This window comes from Shewanella sp. 10N.286.45.A1, assembly GCF_041470405.1.
Classification (GTDB): domain Bacteria; phylum Pseudomonadota; class Gammaproteobacteria; order Enterobacterales; family Shewanellaceae; genus Shewanella.
Genome location: NZ_JBFRMK010000091.1, coordinates 19,493 through 34,434, shown reverse-complemented (window position 1 = coordinate 34,434; position 14,942 = coordinate 19,493). Strand labels below are relative to the sequence as shown.

Genomic DNA, 14,942 nt, shown 5'->3' with positions numbered 1-14,942 from the left:
TGGGACTTTAATTCGGTTGCACCACTATGGTGCACCAAAGTGGTGCGCTCTGCAACTAGACTTCATCGAAGCAACAATACTAACCGTTAATAATTAAGGCTTTGTATTTAAAGGTTTTAATGTGTTTTATCGCCTTTGTTGTAAGTACTATCTAGCTCTATTTTGTATTGTTCGATGAAGAAATACTTTTCTTGGTGGGGTAGATGCAAGTAGTTTGCCGTCTTGTGTTAGCGCCTTAATCACAAAGCTATGCTCGCCACGATCGATATTGGTCACTCGGAACAAGCCTCTTTGCTGCGCATCTCCATACTGCTTGCCATCCATGAATAGAACAAGTAGGTGAGAAGAGGCGAGTTCTGGCTCAAGCTGTACCGCGATTGAGATTTCACCTTCGTTACTTCTAATGGTTTCCTCTTCGCTTGGCGAAGTGATACGCATATTATAATTGACGCGATCAGCCGTCAGTTGAGCGGACTCTGCCTTGCTATAAGGCTGGGGAAGTTTTACTTGGTTTTCGGTATTTTTATTAAATTCCACCACTTCGGCATTATTTACTGGCTCGTCAGAAAAATGAACTTTGCCATCTTCATCTACCCACTTGTATACCGTCGCATGGATCAGCGGGCTAATGAGTAGAGCTAACATAAGTAAACTAAGGCGCATAGTGGTTTCCTTGATGAACATTGGCTTTGTCAGATTAACGCTTTTTTAACAATAAATCATGAACTTTGTTGCCGCTAACTTATACTGACTCTTATACTATTCATGTTAAACCTAAGCCACGGCGACTTTTGTGCTACTGTTGAATAGAGAAGCGTGCAGCGTACATGGATATAGTAGATATAGGGAATAGGGTGTGAAAAAATCTAATCTAGGCTTTACCTTAATTGAGCTGGTTGTAGTGATTATTGTACTGGGTATTTTAGCGGTGATCGCAGCGCCAAAATTCCTCGACTTAAGAACAGATGCTGACGCATCAGTGTTAAAAGGCATGCAAGGTAGTTTAAAGTCAGCACGAGATCTAGTGGCTGCCCAAATAGCGCTTAGGCCGGAAAATTTAAGTGCTGACAATCTAAGGTTTACGCTTGAAAATGGCCAAGTCATTGAGGTGCGTGGTCAATATCCAGATGGTAGATGGGAAGATACTTTCGACCAGATTGTTGACTTTGATAGCGTGACCTTCGTGACTAATAACCAGTGCAGTGAAGATAACTCTGCTACAGCTTGGTGCGCGCGAGAGAGAAATCGTAATTGGTTTAATAGCCGTGGTTATAGCGTAGAGCGTGGTCGCGGTTTTGTTATTTACCCACAAGGGAATAATGTCAACAATGATGCATGCTACCTTTATTATTACACCCCTAACCGTGGTAACGTGGTTGGTCTCGGAACCTTACCGATAGTTGAATTAGATCTAACCGATTGTAGTTAAGCTGAATAATTTTCGAAGAGGGCTTTATGACAATTAGATTTTGGCTGATGTTGACGCTTTTTATCAGTTTCTCATCATTAGCGGCGTCGCCAAGTTTTGACTGTAGTAAGGCAAGTGGTGAAGTTGAAATACTGATCTGCAACGATGAAGGACTGGCTAAGTTAGATAGGCAACTGGCAAGCGTATACCGCCAAGCCTTGGCCAATATCCCAGCGGCAGAGCAACCTAAGGCGATGCAAAGAGGTTGGATAAAAGGGCGCAATGATTGCTGGAAGTCAGCAGATGTTCGTCAATGTACAGCGCAAAACTACCAAAGCCGCATCATTGAGTTACAGATCCAAGGTGGGCTATTAGAGGTTCCTTCAAGTGTCGTATTTGACTGCGGTGAGTTCCCACAGATCAGTGCCGTTTTTTATACTCAATTAGACCCGATAACTGCAGTTTTTAGCTTTGATGATCAACAGTTGATTGCCAGCAATGTGATCAGTGCGAGTGGCGCCAAGTATCAGGGGCAAAACTTTGAGTTTTGGGAGCATCATGGCGAAGCTAGCGTTCGCTATTTTGACACTGCGGCGAAATGTAGAATCCGAAAATAATAAAGGCAGCTATAAGCTGCCTTTGTACTTCTTCAAGCAAGCTTAGCTATTCTCGTACTTTAATTCTATTTCACCCGCCTTAATGCTATTAGCGTGTTGAGCTAACTGTTTGGCATAGGTGGCGATATGAGGGTATTTCTCCGCTTCACCACTGGCCACTAACAGCTCTACGATGAACGACATCATGATGTCTGCCCCAGTGAGCTTATCTGCAACTAAGTAGCGTTTTCCAGCTAAAGCGTGGTTGACATAGCTAAGAATTTTTTCAGTTTCTACGGCCGCGTAACCTTCTAAGAAATTGGTTTGGCAGCCATCTTTAGCAACAAACATTCTCAGTAGTAAAGGTAATATGGCTGAGCTTTCAGCGAAGTGAAGCCACTGCAGATACTCGACATAATCACTGCTGCCTTTTTCTGGAGCGAGCTTGCCTGCTGCATGAGTATCAATAAGGTACTCGGTAATCGCACCTGACTCGGCAATAACCTGTTGCTTATATTCAATTACCGGAGACTTACCCAATGGGTGGATCGCTTTAAGCTCTGGTGGCGCTAAGAAGGTTTGGCTATCTCGCTGATACGCTTTAACTTGGTAGTCTAGTCCCAGCTCTTCAAGTAACCAGATAATCCGCTTTGAGCGTGATTTGTTGAGATGATGCAGAGTGATCATTGGCTGTCCTTTACAAAATATATTGAACGGCGGACTCAAAAGTACACCGCTTATCATTAGCGATGGCTATTACTTAAGCTGCTTGATGATCTCATCGGCCACAACTTCAGAAGATGCTGGGTTTTGACCGGTAATGAGGTTGCCATCAACGGCTAAATAGCTCGCCCAATCATCACTCTTACTGTAGAGCGCACCGTGAGCTAGCATCATATCTTCAACAAGGTAAGGGACGATGTCAGTTAGCTGTACAGCGGCTTCTTCTGTGTTGGTAAAACCTGTTACTTTTTTACCGGCAACTAATGGCGTGCCATCAGCTGCTTTGACGTTTTTAAGTGCGCCAGGTGCATGACATACTAGGCCGACAGGTTTACTTGCTTGATAAAAGTTTTCTATCAGTGCAATCGAATTCGCATCATTGGTTAGATCCCAAAGTGGGCCGTGACCGCCTGGGTAAAAAACAGCGTCATAATCATCAGCGTTAACTTGTGCAAGCACTTGAGTGCTAGCAAGTTGTTGCTGTGCATCACTGTCCTTATTGAATCTATCTGTTGCTGCAGTTTGAAAGTCTGGTTGCTCACTGCTTGGATCGAGTGGTGGCTGGCCGCCAGCTGGTGATGCGAGGGTGACATTAAACCCGCTGTCTTTAAAGCGATAGTATGGGCTGGCGAATTCCTCTAACCAAAAACCTGTTTTTAACCCTGTGTCGCCTAGTTTATCGTGTGAGGTTAATACCATTAATACATTCATTTAATAATCCTTATTCATGCTTAATTGTTGTAGGCATAACCCGCTGTCCAACGGGCTATGCGATAAGTTGATTGCAGTAGAGTTATTATGCTTACAGGTTGCGCTCTAAAATTTTGCGGCTCATGGCGAGATCAACATCTTGCTTTTCGCCTAAAGCTGTCATGCCGTGAGCTTCTAGTTGTTCAATCACTTTGTCGATGCTGCTGGCATCTAAACCATAGTCGGTTAGGCGAGTCTTGATACCCATAGCTTCGAAAAATTCGCGTGTTTTAGCGATTGCTGCATCGATAATTTCGTCGTTAGTGCCTTGAGTGAGTCCCCAAACACGATCGGCATACTGCAGTAACTTCTCTTGCTTACCTTCTCGGCGACAATCAAGCATGCCTGGCAATACGATAGCGATAGTGCGGGCGTGGTCGATGTCATAAAGTGCTGTGAGTTCGTGACCAATCATATGTGTTGCCCAGTCATGGGGAACACCACGGCCAATTACACCACTAAGTGCCATTGTGGCTACCCACATTAGGTTAGCTCTAACATCAAAATCTTTTGGTTCGCTCAAGGCTTTAGGGCCAAGCTCAATCAATGTTTGTAGTAAACCTTCTGCAAAGCGGTCTTGCACGGCAGCATTTACAGGGTAGGTTAAGTACTGCTCAGTGATATGAATAAATGCATCTACCACACCGTTGGCGACTTGACGCTCTGGCAGGGTAAAGGTTTTGCTTGGATCTAAAACAGAGAATTTTGGATAGACATGATCGCTCATAAATGACAGCTTAGCTTGATACTCTTTACGAGTTACAACGCTGGCGCTGTTCATCTCAGAGCCTGTTGCAGGCAGTGTCAGTACAGTACCGAAAGGCATTGCTTGAGTGACTTTTGCGCCCCAGCTTAAAAGAATATCCCATGGCTCACCTTCAAAAAGTGCTGCAGCCGCGACGAATTTAGTACCATCGATAACTGAGCCACCGCCTACAGCAAGTAGAAAGTCGATGTTCTGCTGTTTAACGATTTCAACAGCTTGCATTAATGTCTCATAAGTCGGGTTTGCTTCGATACCGCCAAACTCAACGATTTCACGTTGTCCTAGTGCGGCTTTTACTTCGCCTAGAGTGCCTGTTTTTTCCGCGCTGCTACCGCCAAATAACACTAGCACTTTGGCATCTTTTGCCACTAGGTTGTCCAGTTCCGCAATCTTTCCTTCACCAAAGCTAATGTGGGTTGGATTGTAATAATCAAAGCTATTCATAATGGTTCCTATCTATCGATGCTATACACCGAATGAATACAATTTAGTAGACCAGTCGTCTAGTAAATAGTTAAAAAATACCCGCCTTAAGCATAGGCGGGGGAGATAAAACTGTTGGCTATTTCAGCGGAGGGATAGGCTGTGCCAACAGGGCTTTGGTGACTTGCAATACGCGTTCGATTGCATTTGGATCACGGGATAACTTATTTTTTAAGCTAGCACCTAACCAAAGCTGATATAAGGTTTCTGCTGTTATATCTGCTTGCATTGTTGGCAGTGAGCCATCTTCAATACCAGCTTGAATACATCCAGCAAGGCGAGCTATTACTGCCGATGACCCCTTATCAAGCGCAAGACGCATTGATTCAGATAGGTCGGCAACTTCAGCGCTGAGCTTAACCACTAAGCACTTCTGGTCGATACTGCAATCGCTCTGTGTTGTTTGCCAGCGTAACCAATAACTCATCAGTCGCTCAAGACCCGACCCATGTCGAGGCTCAAACAGTTCATCGATACTGTTAAGGTATCCTTTGAAATAGCTATTGATTATCTCCTCGCCAAACTGCTCCTTAGATTTGAAGTAGTGGTAGAACGAGCCTTTTGGCACATCGGCAAATTTTAAGATCTGCGATAAGCCGACATTCGAAAAGCCTTTACTAGAAATAAGGCTATAGCCGGAGTCGATAATATGTTGACGTGTCTGCTGAGATTCAATTTTCATGGGTATTAGTCTACCCTCTATTAGACCGGTCGTCTAGTTAATTTATCATACTTACTCTATCAATAATCTTCTCGATCTAAATTTTAGAAAATACGTCAAATTAAATTGTTTATAGTCAATTGGTTAACTTGACTACAACGGTAAGGTGCTACGAGAAAAATTTTGCTTTAGCACCACGGTAGATTCAATACCCGCAATACAATTAAGGCTACCAAGGGATTTTTTTACAAAACTTTCGTAGCTAAGTAGATCGCTCGCGACGATTTTTAAAACGTAGTCATGTCCGCCGGTTACCACTGAACATTCCATCACTTGCTCAAGGTTCTGCATGGCAGTTTCAAAGCGCTCAGCATGATGGTCTGAGTTTTCGGTGAGGCGCACAAACGCATATACCACCACGTTAAGGCCAACCTCTTTTGGCTCTATTTGAGCAGCGTAACCGCTGATCACACCACTGTCTTCGAGTTTTCTGACTCTGCGCAGGCAAGGGGTATCAGACATATTGAGTCGTGAGGCGAGCTCAGAGATTGCAATGCGACCATGCTTTTGCAAAATAGCGAGAATATTACGATCTTTACTGTCCAATGAGTCATCCCATTATTTATTTTTAGTCTATTTCAATACTATAGCGATATTTTGTAGTGAAATCCGATCTTAAACTGAAGTTATTCAACGAAAAATGATGATTTCAACCCAAGAGATACTGATAGGCTAATTCAACAAAATAATAACAATAATAGGATTTACTCTATGACTCTCAATACCCGCGCCTTTGATCACTGGATCCGCACTCGATTTGTCGAAATTAATACTGAATTAGAGCAACTTTATGCTGAGCAGGCTGACCGTGCCAACGTCGAAGGTGTTGGTGAACATCTAAAGCAAGCCTTGGAAGCAGAAGGGCGTGAGATGATTGCGACCCTGCTGGCAGAGGGAAACACCGATGAAGGCTTTGATCATGCTTTTGATCTATTGGGTAATGTAGGTTTGTATATGGCGGCTTGTCGCCGTCATGAGATCACTGAGCCTTCGCGAGAAAGAGTATCACCACTCACTGAAGCATCGGCGTTAGCAATGCACATTGGTGCCTCTATCGGTGTAACGCCAAGGTTTGCGACTGCCCATTTAACCACTCATAACAGTGCGCAAAATGGTCTCTATAAACGCTTTACTAACCTGCCTGCTGAAAAGCTATTTGTTGATTACAACACTAAGGGTATTTTGGCGTATAAGCGTGCAGCCGACGCGCTGATTAAAATTGAGCCTCTCGGGATCACTCACCCTATTGCAGCTGATTTACTCAAGGTAGCGAAGCAAGCGTTAGTTGATGTTAAAGAATCAAATCAACAGTTATTTAAAAAGCTCGATACTGATGACTTTTTCTATTGTGTAAGACCCTATTACAAGCCATATAGAGTGGGCAGCCAGGTGTATCGTGGTGCCAACGCGGGTGATTTTGCCGGCATTAACGTCATCGATATGTTGTTAGGGCTGTGCGAGGCCAACGAACCTGCTTATTCGCAAATGCTGGTGGATAAGTTTTTGTATATGATGCCAGAAGATCAAAGCATTTTGCGTGATTGCATGCGCCGGACTAGCTTTATGGATGAGCTTCTAGCACTACAGCATCTGAATCAGCAATCCTGGTTTACAGAAAATGTAACACTGTTCTTAGAGGTTTGCGCCTTGCATGGTGATACTGCAATTCAACATCATAACGAGCTAGTGAACAAGTACATTGCTGTTCCTTCAAAGAAACTGCAACAACAGCATATGGACAAGGTGACCGCCAGTGGTCCACCATTACCGGTACTTTTGAATGCATTAGAAAAACTACGCGATCGCCGAGCTGCCGCTGAGCGCAGTGATATCAACACGCGTTATGATGATATTAAGTCGCTCAAAGCCAGTTTAGAGGCGCTTTAATATGAAAGACTTTAAAAACGATTTTATGTTGGCTCCGGGCTGTTACTTATTGAATCACTCCGTGGGGCGGCCACTAAAAACAGCAGAGCAATCTTTTAAACAGCAGTTCTTTACCCCGTGGCAAGATTCAGGTGTAGAACCTTGGGGAGATTGGCTTGGTATTATTGAGCGCTTTACTCAGGCGTTATCGACATTGTTTAATGCCCCTGCTAGTGAGTTTTGCCCGCAAGTTAACCTATCGAGTGCACTGACAAAGTTGGTGATGTCATTAGAGCGCTTGCAGCAAAATGACGCTGTAGTGTTAATGAGTGAGCTTGATTTTCCCAGCATGGGGTTTGCGCTGAAGAAGGCATTGCCTAGTGGTTGTGAGCTGCGGTTTATCCCCGCTGAAAGCGACATTACTGACGCTAATGTATGGGATAGCTATATAACTTCAGATGTTGATATGGTGTTTGTTAGCCATGCTTACTCAAATACGGGGCAGCTATCGCCAATAGAACAGATTGTCGAAACGGCTAAAGCAAAAGGGGCATTAAGCTTAATCGATATCGCACAGTCAGCAGGGGTTGTATCGCTAGATCTTAACGCGTTGCAGGCCGATTTCATGATAGGTTCTAGCGTTAAATGGCTATGTGGTGGGCCTGGAGCGGCTTACCTCTGGGTCAATAATCAACATCTCGCAGATTGCCAACCTAAAGATGTCGGCTGGTTTAGCCATGAGAATCCATTCGAATTTGATATTCATGACTTTCGTTATCATCAAACAGCATTGAAATTTTGGGGCGGTACTCCCTCTATAGCTCCTTTTGCCATAGCATCTCACAGCATTGAATATTTTAGTCGCGTGGGCTCGATTGCGTTGCGGCAACATAACCAACAGTTACTCGATGTTATTACTGAGGAACTAGAAGAAAAAGTGGTTTCTCCTCGCGCACAAAATCAACGTAGCGGTACCATCATTCTAGATTTTGCAGGTAAGCAGCAACAAGTCTTACAAACACTAAAAAGCGCTAATGTGAGTGTTGATGTGCGGAGTTTGGGAATGCGAGTATCACCGCATATTTATAATGATGAGGCCGATATCCAAGGATTCTTACAGCTGGTTAAATCAATATAAAGCTAAGCGACGCTTTTGCTGCAGCTATAGGCAGCTAAAGGCATCGAGCTAAGTGAAAAGCGCGTAACGCAGTGATAAAAGCATTGAAACGAACTCGAAGGGTTGCGCTTCTTGGCAATTTTTACTGCGTTATAGGCTACTTGCGGAGATTGACTAAACCCCATAGCCTCAGCTTTATCAAAAGAGTCATAAGCTGCGGCAACAACAACCTTGAAAGATCATCAAAGTCTAGCGATTAAGTGCACGTAAGTGTGTTTTTCGGTAGTCAAACTGTTGGTTTAATCTAGTGATATCACCCAGACTCATTTTCGCGACTACAGTGTTGCCTTTATCATCAGATACAAATTTCTGAGCTGTTGCATTTACAAAGTCAACGACATAAACATTGTCTGCAGCTAATGCCTTGGCTGCATCAAGTGCGGCTGTTGCACTGCAATCGTTACACTTTGCCACAGGCGCCATTGCTGCCAAAGTTGATGTTGAGAATAGAAGTGTTGCTAGTATCAATGGAGTCGTAAGGGATGTTTTCATTATTAGTTCCTTCCATAAAACTGTGATTGAGGTCACAGTTTAGGCGTGTTGCACAATAATTGTCCACTGTTTTTTGAATTTACTTTAAGCTAAGTTGTTGTTTAATATTGGCTTAATTAACCGAGTGCTAATGTTCGCTGAGGGAATTAGGATGATTGATATGGTTTTGTCTTTTAAGCGTTAGTTGCCTATTACCTAGTATTAGGTGATAGTTACAGTACTTCAGTATTACAAGGTGAGTTTAATGAAGTTAATCATGTCGTTACTTTGTCTATTCAGTTTTTCAGCTGCCTCCAGTGTGTGGAATACCCAGCAAATAGATGCCAATCTATCATTTCGTGGTAGCGCTGCTGCTGACGGTGTCTTCTGGGTTAGTGGGTCTAAAAATAGCGTATTCCTATCCAAGGATGCAGGGAAAACTTGGCTCGATGTTTCTGTTAAAAACCAACCATTAACCGATTTTCGTGATATTGAAGTATTTGATGCCAATACGGCGATAGTGATGGGGGCTGGCGAAGGCGAGCTATCTAAACTCTACATTACCGAAGATCAGGGCGCTTCATGGCAGTTATTATTGGAAAACAAACATCAAGCAGGCTTTTTTGATTCGATTGCGTTTTGGGATAGAAATAATGGTTTGTTGTTAGGCGATCCTGTTGACGGCTGCTTTGTTATCTTACGAACCCGTGATGGTGGACAGAGTTGGCAACGAATTGCTCGGGGCAGATTGCCGGAAATGCTCGATAGGGAAGTGGCATTTGCAGCCAGTGGCAATACCCTAATGGTCGGTGAGTCTGGCCAAGCATGGTTTACTACTGGCGGCTACAGTAGCTCGATTTATACCTCGCAAGACTTTGGCGAGTATTGGCAACGAACGCATATCCCCTTGTTTGATGACACTCAAACTGCTGGCGGATATGGCATTTCTAAAAATAGCGTTAATGATATTTTTGTGGTTGGTGGCGACTACCAGCAACGGGATAAACATGATGCCAATATGGTATATCTAAAGAATAAGGTGTGGCATAAAACCCGAAAGTCGACCCCAGGCCTGCGCACTGCAATGGTTTGTTATCAAGCCACTTGTATCGCGACTGGAAAGCTCGCTACCGATATTTCATTTGACCATGGTTACAGTTGGCAACCGCTGCAGATAGACGGATTAAAACAAGGTTACTATTCGCTGGCGATTGATAACGACTCCGTGATTGCTGCTGGGCATGACGGCAGAGTTGCAGTATTTACTATGCCACAAAGGCAGTAATTGCCAGGGAAAATTTTTAGCAACATGAAGAAATCATACAAGCCCAAGTGTTTAACTTGGGCTTTGTGTTAGCTTATTGCTAGATAGGTGATAATGGCACCGATACAGCCACCACATACCACTGCAATAGCGAGTATTATTGATTGAGATCGCAAAGAGACTTGTTGCATCTGTTGGCGGTCGGGAATTGGGATCTGTAACAAGTTTTTTTGTTCAACCTCCAGCACCGCACACAAACCCAACAATGTCTCACTTGATGCGCTGCCCTCTTTTTCTACTCGCTGAACCGTGCGTAAGCTAATAGCACAAGCATCGGCCAAATGCTGTTGTGTCCAGCCTTTAGACTGGCGCAGTGCTTTTACGGTTATCGCATCAATCTCCATATTTTACTCCACTGCTCCTTTAGCTTTTTCGATATATCTAGCTTTTAATCAAGCTATAAACTGATGGGTTAACCAGGCTGCTAGCCCACCAAAAATGAGCCCTGCGACAAAAAATAGTGATATTGGCTTGAGGGCTGATTTGCCATCCATATTGCGATAGGCCTTGGTTTCTGTAGTGACATACTCGCCATTTTTATAAAGGGCGCAAGCAACAGTGGCAGTCAGAAGATTAGTTACTTGAAATCTCACCTCGTAATCGTTACCCATATGGCAGAACTCGTGCGAGCTTTTCATTCCAAGGTTACGTTTATCACTCACCACCTCATCATTAACATAGACGGTTTCTTGGCCTGAATACCCTGAACCATGAGCAGTAACTCGCACTCCAGCATCTTCAAAATAGTACCAATATCCATTAGTAATTGTGGGCATATCCATAGTGGTATCCATTTTATGTCGAGTCATTGAGTTTTCCATAATGTGCTCCTTGCTGTGTTTGCATTTGAATTGCAGCAAGTTGAACACAAATTACCATTGTCTACGGCGTCATTGATATGACAGTCACACTATAGGCATATGACACTTCAAATGTCACATCTATAAGAAGCTGATAATGTTAGCTTAAATTTATCTGTATTACTCATTTTGTTATCAGCACTTATTCAATAATCGTTGCGCTTTTATAGCGCTTGCCATTAATTCGCTCGATGATCTGGGTAGCATTAAGGTCATGTATGACATTAATTAATGTTGCCGGGGCGTCGGTAACTGCGCCAATAATGACTAGAATTGGGATCACTTCGATAGGTAGCCCAAGGGTGGTAACAATGAAAATTTCACCTAAAAATGCACCGCCAGGTACGCCACTTATAATAAAGGCGGATAGCACTGAGATAAGTACTGTCAGAGCAAAAACATCGGCGCTAAAATCCAAGCCTAAGATTGAATAGATAAAGACAATCTTCAACGCGGTAGTCATTGATGCACCGCCTTTATTGAGGTTAACCAACAAAGGCATGCAGATGTCGGCGATCTCCTCTTTTATCCCCATCTTATTTGCAGCACGAATATTGACTGGTAATGTGGCTAACGAGGAGCTGGTGCCTAATGCTGTGACCGATGGGTCAACCGCATTCTTCCAAAACTGAGTAACGCCTGTTACTCCACCACCAAGCCATGCGTAAATTGTTGAACCAACAGTAAAATAGAAAAAGGCGGCGACAAAGAATAGGCCAATAGCGCGGGCAAAAGTGCTGAGCAGTTCGGTATCTTGGCTAGCCATGGTTGAGGCAAAGTAAGCGCCTAAACCTACAGGCGCGGCGACCATTAATATAGAAACTATTTTCATAATAACAGTATTGAGGCTGTCGAGCATGGCTGAGACTTTCTCACCATCTTTGCCTGATTGACCTATCGCAATACCGGCAATGACTGACATGATGATGAGTGCCAGTATGTTAGATTTAGACAGTAAGCCGACAAAGTCATTGGTGGTCAGCAGTCCAACAAAATCCATGTTGCCAGATCCGGCTTCAACCTGTTGATGCAGATCGAGTACCACACCTTGTGCTGGGTCAAAAGCCAATGCTAAACCGACAATCGATACTGCAGGAATGATCGCCATGGCAATAGACACCATGAACAACGTGATAAGAATGATGCCTAACTTTTTTAAGTCGGTCATGCGGGCAATAGAGGAGGTCACACTAATCGCGACTAGCGGCACAATGATCATAAACAGTAAATTTAGAAACACTTGGCCTATGGGTTTTAGCGATAAAGCAAACTCTGGTAACACGATACCGATAGCGCCACCAATGAGTAGCGCCGACAAAAGAATTATCGAAGAACGATAGGGTTGAAGTTTTTGCCACATAGATCAGGAGTCACTTATTATTTGATGTCAGAACACTGACTTATGGTGTGTTTTAACCGTTAAACTAACCAGCCATTAACAGAGTGTCAACTTAGTCTGGGCGACGTAGGTATGGATACATAAATGTAAAAGGCTTGCGATGTGCAAGCCTTTTCCTATGGTGAAAGCGGGGTTAGCGTCCTCTGCGCCCCTCGCGCACCATGCCATGCTGACGAGCATTACGAGAGCGGTTTAGGCTGTCACGATCAAAATTACGGTTATTCATCTGCCTATTCATATTGTTAGGCCTGTTTAACTCCGTATTTGGCCTAGAAGGCAGCGTCACCGGCTGACTGATATCGCGGTTATTTAGCCCTGTTTCGACTCGATCTCTAGTCTGGGGGGCGGGTGTCCAACTACCTTTGTCACGACTTTGCCATTCACCGTTTAAGTCTCGCGCAACGTTACCATTTTTATCTGCAAAAACATTGTTGGCGCGATCTCTATTATGAGTAGCTTGTTTGAAATTGCTGTTTATTTTAGTGCTATCAGCATTGCGAACTCTATTCTCTGGGCGATTATATAGGTTGTTTTTACCGACACGATTACCTGAGATATTATTGTTACGCGCAACCTTATTAGAGATGTTAGTTCTATTACCAATACTAACGCTATTGCCAATGTTGATGTCGCCAGTGTTTATTACCACTGGGCGTCGGTAACCTCCACCGTAATATCCACCACAGCAACGACCTGGATAATAATGGTTACCCCAGCCAGCGCTCCAGCCTACACCGACGCTGAAGAAGCCGTTACTCCAACTTACGCCAACGTTCCAGCCAGTCCAAGGGTTATAGCCGACATGCAGCCCCCAAGTTGGTGGGCGAGGGTAGTAGTAACGCCCCCAATAGGGTGGGTAATACCAACCTGTGCCATATACCGGCACACCGTAATAGGGGTAAGACCACATATAGCCTGGGGTATAACCGACATAGACAACCTCGGGGGTAGAGTCATAAATCTCGACATAAGTGGTGTTATAAACTGGCGAGCTTGGAGGGATTTTTGCTATTTCATCCGTCGGAATATTATCGGCAACTTTCCATGGCCCTTTGGCGGTAGATGCAACAAACCAAACCGCGTTATCGACGGCATAGTATTGGCCATTTATTTTCAGTACTTGAGTCGCGGTATTGACCGCATAAGCGACTTTAGTGCCTGGAATCGCATCAAATTTTGGCTCTCCATCATATTCGACGTTGAGCTTAGCTTCACTGCGTTTAATTGCAGCAGTTTGAGGGATCTGGGCATCGAGCATCGCTTGATTTGCTTCGGTAGTGCCCGCGACGGATACCCTTAGTCCACCAATATCTGACTCGGGCGGAATATCATTAAAGCTTGCGGGAAGTTTATCAGCACGGACAAAAGCCCAAGGTCCTGCTTCTTTTTTAGCTTTAAACCAGCGCCCTGAAAGTAACAGGTACATGTCACCAGAAGAGACCTCTCTTATCCAAGCCGTCTCAGTATTACTGACATAAAGCAACTTACCTTCGGTTAGGCTCTTCCATTTGGGTTTGCCATCGGTTGCCACCAATTCTGTTGGGTTTTTTACTGCTATAACGGCAGGTGCCGTCCCGTTACTTTTTGCTTCTGCGTCCTCGGATTTTGGCAACATTTTCACCAAATCTTCAGGTGGGTACTCAGTAACTTGCCAAGGCCCCATAGGGTTGTCAGCTGTGTACCAAAAAGTGCCGCTGCTCAAGTACATTTTCTTGGTTTGTTTATTGCGAGCAACAGCAAAGGGGGTGTTTAGCGCTCGCTCATAAGGGCTATTTTCGATCTCTCTAAATTGCGGTGAACCATCATAGGAGAGGAGTACTGTAAGTTGCTGGCGAAAAATAATGTTAGGCGCATCATTTTTAATATTCTCTAGGCTTTGCTTTTCCTGTTTAGCGTTGGCAAGGCTGGCTGAAAGACGCTCCATCGAGATAGTAAAGCTACTGGTGCCAATGGATTTCTCTACCACTTCGGTAAAGCGTTGTTCGTCGGCTGCAGTTGATTCTGGCCAGCGCACACGAGTCACTTTTACATCCCTAACGGTTGCGTTATCAGCGCTCGTGTCAATGCGGGCACTGAACCAGAAGGCTCCAAAAATAGGGTCATCTCTATCGATGAGCTCTAAAGACATCGCGGCGCGTCCTTGCAGGATATTACCGTCTAGCGATTCTGGCTGCGGCTGATACACCACAATGTTGCCCTCTTTAGCGGTCACTTCCTGTGGCCACTCGATAGCGTTAGCATTAATTAGGCCAATCAACATCAGTGTGAAAGCGGCAAAAATGAAGCGGCATTGAGCGTAGATCCCAGCAGGCATAGTAGTTCCTTCTTGTGTGACAAGTACTTACTGTCATAACTATAGCTGCTGATCATTGTAGTCGCATTGCACAAAAAAGCCCTA

Annotated in this window: 16 protein-coding genes; 5 read left to right on the top strand and 11 right to left on the bottom strand. The window is 44.2% G+C overall.

Annotated elements, in window-relative coordinates; all coding sequences use genetic code 11:
• Positions 1-147 precede the first annotated feature (147 nt).
• Complete coding sequence (locus AB4238_RS08175; protein WP_372032771.1) at positions 148-663, bottom strand: DUF4124 domain-containing protein; 516 nt, start codon at positions 661-663, stop codon at positions 148-150.
• A 193-nt stretch (positions 664-856) separates the two neighbouring features.
• Here AB4238_RS08175 and AB4238_RS08170 point away from each other — a divergent pair, with 193 nt between their 5' ends.
• Both AB4238_RS08170 and AB4238_RS08165 read left to right on the top strand, forming a co-directional pair.
• Positions 857-1,429: a type II secretion system protein gene (locus AB4238_RS08170; protein ID WP_372032770.1), complete on the top strand. Its 573-nt coding sequence runs from the start codon at positions 857-859 to the stop codon at positions 1,427-1,429.
• A 26-nt stretch (positions 1,430-1,455) separates the two neighbouring features.
• Positions 1,456-2,025, top strand: a complete 570-nt coding sequence (locus tag AB4238_RS08165; RefSeq protein WP_372032769.1) for an MliC family protein — start codon at positions 1,456-1,458, stop codon at positions 2,023-2,025.
• A gap of 42 nt (positions 2,026-2,067) precedes the next feature.
• On the opposite strand, the gene AB4238_RS08160 is transcribed toward AB4238_RS08165, so the two are convergent.
• The 5 genes from AB4238_RS08160 to AB4238_RS08140 all read right to left on the bottom strand — a co-directional run bounded on the left by AB4238_RS08160 (position 2,068) and on the right by AB4238_RS08140 (position 5,993).
• The gene (locus tag AB4238_RS08160; RefSeq protein WP_372032767.1) at positions 2,068-2,691 is read right to left on the bottom strand and encodes a glutathione S-transferase family protein; all 624 of its coding nucleotides are present in this window, start codon (positions 2,689-2,691) and stop codon (positions 2,068-2,070) included.
• A gap of 69 nt (positions 2,692-2,760) precedes the next feature.
• The gene (locus AB4238_RS08155; RefSeq protein ID WP_372032766.1) at positions 2,761-3,438 is read right to left on the bottom strand and encodes a type 1 glutamine amidotransferase domain-containing protein; all 678 of its coding nucleotides are present in this window, start codon (positions 3,436-3,438) and stop codon (positions 2,761-2,763) included.
• A gap of 91 nt (positions 3,439-3,529) precedes the next feature.
• Positions 3,530-4,687 carry an iron-containing alcohol dehydrogenase gene (locus AB4238_RS08150; protein WP_372032764.1) on the bottom strand — a complete coding sequence of 386 codons (1,158 nt, stop codon included), beginning with the start codon at positions 4,685-4,687 and terminating at the stop codon, positions 3,530-3,532.
• A 118-nt stretch (positions 4,688-4,805) separates the two neighbouring features.
• Positions 4,806-5,408, bottom strand: coding sequence for a TetR/AcrR family transcriptional regulator (locus tag AB4238_RS08145; RefSeq protein WP_372032762.1), 603 nt, complete (start codon positions 5,406-5,408; stop codon positions 4,806-4,808).
• Positions 5,409-5,540: 132 nt separating this feature from the next.
• Positions 5,541-5,993 (bottom strand): Lrp/AsnC family transcriptional regulator, encoded by a 453-nt coding sequence (locus AB4238_RS08140; protein WP_372032760.1) that lies wholly within the window; start codon positions 5,991-5,993, stop codon positions 5,541-5,543.
• A gap of 165 nt (positions 5,994-6,158) precedes the next feature.
• Between AB4238_RS08140 and AB4238_RS08135 the strand changes: the two genes are divergently transcribed.
• Together AB4238_RS08135 and AB4238_RS08130 are read left to right on the top strand one after the other, a co-directional pair.
• Positions 6,159-7,334, top strand: coding sequence for a monodechloroaminopyrrolnitrin synthase PrnB family protein (locus AB4238_RS08135; protein ID WP_372032758.1), 1,176 nt, complete (start codon positions 6,159-6,161; stop codon positions 7,332-7,334).
• A gap of 1 nt (position 7,335) precedes the next feature.
• Positions 7,336-8,451: an aminotransferase class V-fold PLP-dependent enzyme gene (locus tag AB4238_RS08130; protein WP_372032756.1), complete on the top strand. Its 1,116-nt coding sequence runs from the start codon at positions 7,336-7,338 to the stop codon at positions 8,449-8,451.
• 228 nt (positions 8,452-8,679) lie between these two features.
• On the opposite strand, the gene AB4238_RS08125 is transcribed toward AB4238_RS08130, so the two are convergent.
• A complete protein-coding gene (locus AB4238_RS08125; RefSeq protein ID WP_220738089.1) occupies positions 8,680-8,982 on the bottom strand; it encodes a hypothetical protein in 303 nt (100 codons plus the stop codon).
• A gap of 244 nt (positions 8,983-9,226) precedes the next feature.
• On the opposite strand from AB4238_RS08125, the gene AB4238_RS08120 reads away from it, so the two are divergent.
• Positions 9,227-10,246, top strand: a complete 1,020-nt coding sequence (locus tag AB4238_RS08120) for a WD40/YVTN/BNR-like repeat-containing protein (RefSeq protein ID WP_372032754.1) — start codon at positions 9,227-9,229, stop codon at positions 10,244-10,246.
• 68 nt (positions 10,247-10,314) lie between these two features.
• Here the strand turns inward: AB4238_RS08120 and AB4238_RS08115 are convergent, their stop codons facing one another.
• The 4 genes from AB4238_RS08115 to AB4238_RS08100 all read right to left on the bottom strand — a co-directional run bounded on the left by AB4238_RS08115 (position 10,315) and on the right by AB4238_RS08100 (position 14,858).
• A complete protein-coding gene (locus AB4238_RS08115) occupies positions 10,315-10,629 on the bottom strand; it encodes a helix-turn-helix domain-containing protein (RefSeq protein ID WP_372032752.1) in 315 nt (104 codons plus the stop codon).
• A 48-nt stretch (positions 10,630-10,677) separates the two neighbouring features.
• Positions 10,678-11,106 (bottom strand): hypothetical protein, encoded by a 429-nt coding sequence (locus AB4238_RS08110; protein WP_372032750.1) that lies wholly within the window; start codon positions 11,104-11,106, stop codon positions 10,678-10,680.
• Positions 11,107-11,287: 181 nt separating this feature from the next.
• Positions 11,288-12,505, bottom strand: coding sequence for a dicarboxylate/amino acid:cation symporter (locus AB4238_RS08105; protein ID WP_372032749.1), 1,218 nt, complete (start codon positions 12,503-12,505; stop codon positions 11,288-11,290).
• A 172-nt stretch (positions 12,506-12,677) separates the two neighbouring features.
• Positions 12,678-14,858, bottom strand: coding sequence for a carbohydrate-binding family V/XII (locus AB4238_RS08100; protein ID WP_372032747.1), 2,181 nt, complete (start codon positions 14,856-14,858; stop codon positions 12,678-12,680).
• Between the last annotated feature and the right edge of the window lie 84 nt (positions 14,859-14,942).

Bases quoted from the DNA above. Each gene is read 5' to 3' on its own strand.
- AB4238_RS08175 (WP_372032771.1), bottom strand. From the start codon at position 663: ATGCGCCTTAGTTTACTTATGTTAGCTCTACTCATTAGCCCGCTGATC.
- AB4238_RS08165 (WP_372032769.1), top strand. From the start codon at position 1,456: ATGACAATTAGATTTTGGCTGATGTTGACGCTTTTTATCAGTTTCTCA.
- AB4238_RS08160 (WP_372032767.1), bottom strand. From the start codon at position 2,691: ATGATCACTCTGCATCATCTCAACAAATCACGCTCAAAGCGGATTATC.
- AB4238_RS08155 (WP_372032766.1), bottom strand. From the start codon at position 3,438: ATGAATGTATTAATGGTATTAACCTCACACGATAAACTAGGCGACACA.
- AB4238_RS08150 (WP_372032764.1), bottom strand. From the start codon at position 4,687: ATGAATAGCTTTGATTATTACAATCCAACCCACATTAGCTTTGGTGAA.
- AB4238_RS08145 (WP_372032762.1), bottom strand. From the start codon at position 5,408: ATGAAAATTGAATCTCAGCAGACACGTCAACATATTATCGACTCCGGC.
- AB4238_RS08135 (WP_372032758.1), top strand. From the start codon at position 6,159: ATGACTCTCAATACCCGCGCCTTTGATCACTGGATCCGCACTCGATTT.
- AB4238_RS08130 (WP_372032756.1), top strand. From the start codon at position 7,336: ATGAAAGACTTTAAAAACGATTTTATGTTGGCTCCGGGCTGTTACTTA.
- AB4238_RS08125 (WP_220738089.1), bottom strand. From the start codon at position 8,982: ATGAAAACATCCCTTACGACTCCATTGATACTAGCAACACTTCTATTC.
- AB4238_RS08120 (WP_372032754.1), top strand. From the start codon at position 9,227: ATGAAGTTAATCATGTCGTTACTTTGTCTATTCAGTTTTTCAGCTGCC.
- AB4238_RS08115 (WP_372032752.1), bottom strand. From the start codon at position 10,629: ATGGAGATTGATGCGATAACCGTAAAAGCACTGCGCCAGTCTAAAGGC.
- AB4238_RS08110 (WP_372032750.1), bottom strand. From the start codon at position 11,106: ATGGAAAACTCAATGACTCGACATAAAATGGATACCACTATGGATATG.
- AB4238_RS08105 (WP_372032749.1), bottom strand. From the start codon at position 12,505: ATGTGGCAAAAACTTCAACCCTATCGTTCTTCGATAATTCTTTTGTCG.
- AB4238_RS08100 (WP_372032747.1), bottom strand. From the start codon at position 14,858: ATGCCTGCTGGGATCTACGCTCAATGCCGCTTCATTTTTGCCGCTTTC.